At 66.1% G+C, this 7490-nt stretch carries 7 protein-coding genes; 4 read left to right on the top strand and 3 right to left on the bottom strand.

The genetic code is table 11. The features are described 5' to 3' along the window. From AC5RWT_RS32350 to AC5RWT_RS32340, 3 genes are all read right to left on the bottom strand, one after another. A partial coding sequence (locus tag AC5RWT_RS32350; RefSeq protein WP_494083794.1) for a DsbA family oxidoreductase occupies positions 1-634 on the bottom strand: 634 nt, incomplete at its 3' end. Positions 635-662: 28 nt separating this feature from the next. Further along, a complete protein-coding gene (locus tag AC5RWT_RS32345) occupies positions 663-1916 on the bottom strand; it encodes a M20 family metallo-hydrolase (RefSeq protein WP_494083793.1) in 1254 nt (417 codons plus the stop codon). Continuing rightward, positions 1913-3580, bottom strand: coding sequence for a thiamine pyrophosphate-dependent enzyme (locus tag AC5RWT_RS32340; RefSeq protein ID WP_494083795.1), 1668 nt, complete (start codon positions 3578-3580; stop codon positions 1913-1915). The genes AC5RWT_RS32345 and AC5RWT_RS32340 overlap by 4 nt, the downstream gene beginning before the upstream one ends. A 117-nt stretch (positions 3581-3697) precedes the next feature. Here AC5RWT_RS32340 and AC5RWT_RS32335 point away from each other — a divergent pair, with 117 nt between their 5' ends. The 4 genes from AC5RWT_RS32335 to AC5RWT_RS32320 all read left to right on the top strand — a co-directional run bounded on the left by AC5RWT_RS32335 (position 3698) and on the right by AC5RWT_RS32320 (position 7459). Further along, positions 3698-4855: an RsbRD N-terminal domain-containing protein gene (locus tag AC5RWT_RS32335; RefSeq protein WP_494083792.1), complete on the top strand. Its 1158-nt coding sequence runs from the start codon at positions 3698-3700 to the stop codon at positions 4853-4855. Positions 4856-5092: 237 nt separating this feature from the next. Beyond that, positions 5093-6454 carry an MFS transporter gene (locus tag AC5RWT_RS32330; protein WP_494083791.1) on the top strand — a complete coding sequence of 454 codons (1362 nt, stop codon included), beginning with the start codon at positions 5093-5095 and terminating at the stop codon, positions 6452-6454. Continuing rightward, entirely contained in the window at positions 6451-6846 is a 396-nt protein-coding gene (locus tag AC5RWT_RS32325) for a RidA family protein (protein ID WP_494083790.1), read from the top strand. The genes AC5RWT_RS32330 and AC5RWT_RS32325 overlap by 4 nt, the downstream gene beginning before the upstream one ends. Continuing rightward, positions 6839-7459, top strand: coding sequence for an RraA family protein (locus tag AC5RWT_RS32320; RefSeq protein ID WP_494083789.1), 621 nt, complete (start codon positions 6839-6841; stop codon positions 7457-7459). The genes AC5RWT_RS32325 and AC5RWT_RS32320 overlap by 8 nt, the downstream gene beginning before the upstream one ends. The last annotated feature ends 31 nt before the right edge of the window (positions 7460-7490 follow it).

The following is a 7490-nucleotide window of genomic DNA, read 5'->3' as shown; positions in this document are numbered from 1 at the left end:
TGCGCTCGTTCCACGCCTGCCGGATGGCCTGCGCGAACGCCTCGGCCGGCTGCGCCCCGGAGATCCCGTACTTGCGGTCCAGCACGAAGAACGGCACGCCGTTTACGCCGAGCGCGCGGGCTTCCGCGATGTCGGCGCGGACCTCCGCGGCAAAACGGTCACCCGACAGGGTCTCGCGGATCTCGGCTTCGGGAAGGCCCAGTTCGACGCCGATGCTCACCAGATACTCCGCGTCGCCAATGTCTTTGCCCTGCTCGAAATGGCCGGACAGCAGGGCGTCCTTGGCCTGGTCCATGACGCCCTGTTCCTTCGCCAGGTGCAGGAAGCGGTGGGCGGTGAAGCTGTTGGCCACCACCACGGAGTCAAAGTCATAGTTCAGGCCCTCGCCCGCGGCCTGCGCCGTGACATGGCCGAACATCTGCTTGACCTGGTCCTGAGGCATGCCCTTGATCCGGGACAAGTACTCGGTCTCCGTGCCGTCATAGTGCTCCGGCAGCGTGGGGTCCAGCTGGTAGCTGCGCCACTCGACGTCGATCTGGTCCTTGTGCTCGAAGCCCTCCAGGGCGGTTTCGAAGCGGCGCTTGCCAATGAAGCACCAGGGGCAGGCAATGTCGGACCAAATCTCAATCTTCATGGACACGTCAACAACGGGCGCGGGTTGGCTATTCCGTGTCAAGATCCCCGTTGCAGAGGCGCCGCACAACGTCCGTGAGCATGTGCAGGCCGGCCACAATGTCCTCATCCCGGGTGTACTCATGCTCGTTGTGCGAGATGCCTTCCACCGAGGGCACAAACAGCATCACGGTCGGAACAATGTCCTTCATGTTGGTGGAGTCATGCCCCGCCAGGGTCTTCACCTTCCGGTAGGACAGTCCCAGATCGACGGCGGCCTTCTCGGCCAGCTCCACGCCCTCGGGCTGGTAGGGCATTACCGGCCAGCAGTGCGAGCCGCCCTTCTCGATCCGCACGTTCGCTGCCTGCTCGATCTCCAGCATCCGCTCGTGCAGGATCTGGTCTGCCTCGGCGAGCACCGCTTCATCCGCTGACCGCAGGTCCAGCAGCAGATTGACCCGGGACGGCACGACGACGGGGGAATTCGGATACACATTCAGCTGTCCCACGGAGGTGTGCAGGACGCCGGGGAACCGGTCCGCGATCTCCCGTGCCGCCACCACCAGCATCGAGGCACCCAGCAGGGCGTCCTTCCGGTCCGCAATTACCGTGGAGCCGGTGTGCGACTGCTCGCCGTGCACCACGAACTCGTATTTGTTCGCCGCCCAGTTCGAATCCACCAGTCCGATCGTCACGCCGTCGCGCTCCATGCTGCGGCCCTGCTCGATATGGATTTCGGCGCAGTAGGCCGCGGCCGGCCCGGTCCCGGACCCGAGGCACCCAATGGATTGCAGCGCTTCAGCGACCGTGATGCCGGCAGGGTCCTCCACCGCCAAGGCAGCAGACGCGGCCATCTTTCCGGTGTAGACCGAGCTGCCCATCATCGAGGGCTTGAACCGTGCGCCCTCCTCGTTGAACCAGTTCACGACCGCCAGGTTGTGCCGCGGCACGACGCCGGCGGAGCGCCATTCGGCTGCCAGCCGGAACGCTGCGTGCGCAGCGGCGAGGACACCGTAGGCGCCGTCGTACTTGCCCGCAGTCGGCTGGGAGTCCAGGTGTGAGCCCACCACAACATACGGCGCGTCCGGGACCAACTCCAGCAGGCCGAACTGGTTGCCCACCTGGTCGAACTCCACGCGGAAGCCCTCTGACTCCAGCAGTTCGGTCAGCCACCGCCGCTGCTCGCCGTCCGCCGCCGATCCGGCCAGTCGGTGGACGCCGCCGTTCTCGGTCGCCCCGAACCCGCTCAACACCTCGAAGTCCCGCACAAAGCGTGCGTCGTCGCTGGAAAACTGTTCGCTCATCGTGCGTCCTCCTGTTCTCCGGTCTGCGGTGACCGCACGGATGGATCCTGCAGCACGTGCAGCAGGGCAGGCTTGCCGCTGTCCACTGCACGGCGGAAGGCATCCCGGAAGTCAGCGGTCCGCTCCACCCGCTCGCCATGGCCGCCGAAGGACTCGGCCCACTCGGCGAAGTCGGGGTTGGTCAGCGCGGTGCCCGATGGCCTGCCCGGATAGGTGCGTTCCTGGTGCTCGCGGATGGTCGCGAAGCACCCGTTGTCCACCACGATGGCCACCGGTGCGCTGCCATACGCTACGGCCGTGGCAAATTCCTGTCCGTTCATCAGGAAGCAGCCGTCGCCCGCCACGGAGACCACCTGCCGGCCGGGGAAGATCAGTCCCGCCGCCACGGCTGCCGGGATTCCGACCCCCATAGCGCCATTGCGCGGCGCCACGAGGGAATTCGCCGCTGCATGTTGCAGATAGCGAGCCGGCCACAGCGCGTGGTTTCCTGCGCCATAGGTGATAACGGCGTCGTCGTTCAGTTCCTCCCGCAGCACTGCCATGCACTCGTTCAGGTCAACCCCGCGGCCGCCGTCAACCGGCACCGGGGAGCTGAAGCGCTCGTAGTCGGCGCGGGCGTCCGGCAGCCAGGACGGTTCGGCGGCGCTGGGGGCAGCGAGCCCGGCCAGGGCCTCGGTGAACGCGACCGGATCGGCCACGATGTGCTGGTCCAGCCGCCCGAAGTGCCCCAGCGTGTCGCCGGGCATGACCACCACGGTTTCGGCGTCCAGCCCGGCGGTGTACCCGTCGCTGAGCACGTCGGCGCGAGGGCAGCCGATGAACACCAGCAAATCCGACTTGTCGAACCGCTCCGCCAGCGCATCACTGCGTGCGTAGCCGAGCGACCCGACATAGCTGTTGCCGCCGTCGAGCCGGTGCGGCACCGCATCGTACGCGCGGAAATCAGCCGCAACCGGAATTCCTCGCGCGGCGGCCCAGCGGACCAGCGACTCGCCGGACTCCTGCGTCCAGCTTTCACCGCCCACCACGATCATGGGCCGGCTGGCCTGTGCCAGCCTCGTGTCGAATTCCCGCAACGCTGAGGACGCCGGCGCCGTGCGCGCCAGGGCGCGCGGCGTCACGGGGGCTCCGCCCGGGACGAGGTGGGTGAGCACATCCTCCGGGAGGCCGATGACCACCGGGCCGGGCCGGCCGCTGAGGGCGGTGTGGATGGCATCGTCCACGACGCCGGCTGCCGAGGCTGCATGGTCCAGGGTCAGCACCTTCTTGGCGGTGCTGCCGAACCAGGCGTTGATGTCGAACTCCTGGAAGGACTCGCGTCCCCGGTCCGCCACCGGGATGAGGCCGACGAAGAGTACCAGCGGCGTGGCGTCCTGGTAGGCGGTGTGGACGGCGATGAACGCGTTCGCCGCGCCGGGCCCACGGGTCACCATGGCGACGCCGGGAAGATTGGTCAACCGGCCCTCGGCCAGCGCCATGAAACCGGCACCTCCCTCGTGGCGCGTGACGACGGTGGTGATGGAGGAATCGTGCAGGCCATCCAGGACGTCAAGGAAGCTCTCGCCCGGGACACCATAGACCCGCTTCACCCCGGCCGCCTCAAGCTGTGCCACGATCAGATGTCCCGCGCTGATGCTGGCGCCGGCGCTGCCGGCCTGTGGCATGGCTGTAGTGCTCACGCTGTTCCCTTCGTTCGGTCTTTGTCTCGTTCCATGCTGGCAGCGGCGAACTGCGAAGTAACTAGCTGAAGCCAACCCCTTTGGCGCAACTACACTGTGCTCATGCACACCGCCTTTGATGAAAAGTCTGATCGAGCCTGGTCCGGACTTGTGGCGCGGCTGCGGCAGCAGGCCGGGCCGTTGAAGACCGACTTCGTCAACCGGGTACGGAGCATCCCCGGCTACGCGCAGGACCTGGTCGGTCATGACGATCTGGAATCGACGGCGGCAGGTTCCCTCGAGCTGATCCTCAACTGCCTGGAAGAGCCCGCGTCCTATCCCGGCTTGCTGAAGTTTGCGGAGGAACTGGGCGCCCGCCGGGCACGCCAGGGTGTACCGCCGGAGGCGCTGATTTCCGCCGTACGCCTCGACTTTCCGGTGGTTTGGGGCAGCCTTTTGGAGCTCTCTGGCCCCGGGGACGCCGCCATGCTGACCACCAGGGTGGAAAGCGTCTGGAAGGTGGTTGACGACTATGCAGCCGCCGCCCATTCCAGCTATCTCGCCGAACGCATCCTGATGGCCCGGGAGGAAGCCGGCGTGCGGCACGAGTTTGTGGCCGCATTATTCGGGCCGGAGGGACAGCTGCCGGAGACCCGGAACCGGTTTGCCCAGGCGTTCGATGTAAACCCGGATGGCCGATTCGGGATTGCCGCAGCGCAGGGGAAAGCCGCCGCCGCGCTGCGCCAGCTCGCATCCTTTTCACACCGCGGAGCACAGGCCTTTCTGCATCAGGCGGAGAAGTACACGTACGTGTTCTGGCCGGAAATGCAGGGGATGCAGGACCTTGGCGGGGTGCGGGTCCCGGCGCCGTTGGCCTCGGTGGCCTGCGGGGTGCATGGTCCCGTGATCGGACTCGGGGAATTGACGGCGGCGGCGAGGATCGCCGGCGTGCTCAGTGACCTGGTCAACAGCGGGGACCGGCAACCGTTGACCGTAGGTGAGGATTGGACCCGCCTGACCCGCCTGCGGATGGCAGGAATCGGGATTGATGTCAGGGCAGGGCTTGAGGCACAGCTGGCAGCTTGTCGGCCGGATGAACGCGACCGGCTGGAGGAAACCGTGCTCTGCTTTATTCGGAACGGGAGCGTCACCGAAACTGCCGAGCACCTGTACTGCCACCGCAACACCATCCTGAATCGGCTCAAGCGGTTCAAGGACCTGACCGGTATTGATTTGATGAAACCCGTGGAGGCAGCCAAGGCCGTGGTCGCCTGGGCATGAGGTGAAGCCCGGCCCGTGAAGTAGCCCCGCGAAGACGGCGGCAGCGGCCCGGCACCGTCGTCGGGCCTCCCTGCAGGGGTGTGCAGATGCCCAACCCGGCCGCTTGAAACGTGTGTGCTTATCGATTGTGAGGCACACGACACTGCCGGAATAGTGGGTAAAACGATTCGAAGGTGCTCCCGCACCGGCGTGCGGCACGCTACTGCCGACAAACTTCGCACCCCTATTGGAGATGCAATGTCCAACGATGTGACACAACCCAGCGCGGCCGACGCCCGCCTGGACCGCAGGAAGATGCGGAAAATATCCACCGCAAGCGTCATTGGAACCACCGTCGAGTGGTATGACTTGTTTCTTTTTGGCACCGCGTCCGCGCTGGTGTTCAACCGGATCTTCTTCCCCGAGCTCGACGGCGCCGTCGGCACCATCCTGTCGTTCCTGACCTTCGCGTCGGCCTATCTGGCCCGCATGGTGGGCGCTATCCTGTTCGGTCACTTCGGCGACCGGCTGGGCCGCAAGTCCATGCTGCTGATCTCACTGATGACCATGGGTGCGGCGACCTTCGCGATCGGCCTGGTGCCGGACTACTACACGATCGGTGTTGCGGCGCCGCTGCTGCTCCTGCTGCTCAGGCTCATCCAAGGGCTGGCGCTTGGCGGCGAATGGGGCGGCGCGGTGCTGATGACTGTTGAGCATGCCCCGGAGAACCGCCGCGGCTTCTTCGGCTCCATGGTGCAGATCGGTGTTCCGATCGGAACCCTGCTGGCCAACGTGGCCTTCCTCATCGTGGCCTCCACCATGAGCGACGAGGCCCTGCTCAGCTGGGGCTGGCGCGTACCGTTCCTCCTCTCCGCCGTTCTGGTTGCTGTAGGCATCTACATCCGCCTCAACATTGAGGAAACCCCGTCCTTCAAGATGGTTCGCGAGACCGGGGCCAAGGCCAAGCTGCCCTTCGCCTACCTGATGAAGCGGTACTGGAAGCAGGTCATCCTGGGCGGCGTCGCCACCCTCTCCACCGGCAGCACCTTCACCCTTTTGGTTGCTTCCGGCGTCAACTACGGCACCACGGAACTGGGCTACTCCAAGGACAAGATGCTCTGGGTGGTCATGTTCGCCTGCGCGCTGGCATTCATCGCCATTCCCTTCTTCGGGCGGCTCTCTGACCGAGTGGGCCGCAAGCCCATCATCTTCGCCGGCGTCATCGCCGAGGCTCTGCTGGCCTTCCCGTTCTTCTGGATGCTGAACTCCAAGTCCGAGCCGCTGCTCTTCGTTGCCTACGGCCTGATGATGCTCGCCTTCTCCGCCAACTACGGACCGATCGCGACATTCCTCGCCGAGCTCTTCGGGTCCAAGGTCCGGTACTCGGGACTGTCCGTTTCCTACATGCTCTCCGGGCTGCTGGGTTCCGCGGCGACTCCCGCGATCACGGTGGCGTTGCTGGCCGCTACCGGCCAGAGCACCTCCATTGCCTGGTACATCATGGGCGCCGCAGTGCTCTCCCTCATCGCGCTGTACCTTCTGACCGAGACCCGCCACGGCAATATTGACGCCGTGGACAACACGGACACCGTGAAGGCATTTGCAAAGGCGGCGTCGTGAGCATTCGCCGAATCACTGCCGCACCAGGTGCAGTGGGCCCGGTGGGGCCCTACTCCCAGGCCGTGGTGGCGAACGGTTTTGTCTTCACCTCCGGGCAGATCCCGGCCGGGCCGGGTGGCTTGGCCGACCAGCCGGAGATCTTCTCCGACCAGGTACACCAGACCATCCGGAACCTGGAAGCCATCCTGATCGAGGCCGGCAGCGGGCTGCAGCACGTGGTCAAGGTGAACACCTACCTGACCAGTGCGGACCAGCTCGACGAGTACAACAGCGTGTACGACGAGTACTTCGGCCCGCACCGGCCGGCACGCACGTCCGTGTGCGTCAGCCTGTGGGGCGTGTCCTTGGAGATCGAGTGCGTCGCCGTGGTTCCCGGAGCAGACCATGGATGAACTGATGCAGCAACTGCGCCGGGTCAGCCTCCCCACCCTCGGCCATTTTCTCGAGGACGGCTTCTGCAGCCCGGACATCCGGAGCATGGTTCCAGGTAACCGGATGATCGGGATTGCAGCCACCGCACGGATCCTCGACGCCGATGCCGTGGCCGTGAACCAGGCGCTGGTCCGGCTGCGGCCAGGCGAGGTCCTGGTCCTCGACATGGGCGGCGACCGGAGCCATGCGCCGGTGGGAGCGGTCACCTCGGCAGCGGCGCGGGCACGCGGGGCCGCCGGCATCCTGGTGGACGGGCCTGTCACCGACCTTGCGGACCTGCAGGCGGCGAACGACGGCGGGGCGTTGCCGGTCTTCGCGCGCGGCACCACGTGCCTGACCACGAAGCGGCACGGCTCGGGCCGGGCAGAGTTTGGTGGTCCGGTCACCGTCGGCGGCACCACGGTGAATCCCGGAGACATTGTCCTGGGTGATGAGAACGGAGTGGTGGTGCTGGCGCCTGAGGTGGCAGCCGCCGTCGTCGATTCTGCCATCGCATCAGACGATGCTGAGCCGGCCATCCTGAAGCGCATCGCCGCAGGGGAGCCGCTCGAGGATGTGCTCTACTTCGGCTAGCGAGCCGTAATGCGCGGAAGGGCCCGGGTGC

The sequence above is a fragment of the Arthrobacter sp. Dra40 genome, from assembly GCF_059091905.1.
Note: the sequence above shows the minus strand (reverse complement) of the source record. Positions and strands in the feature narration are given on the sequence as shown.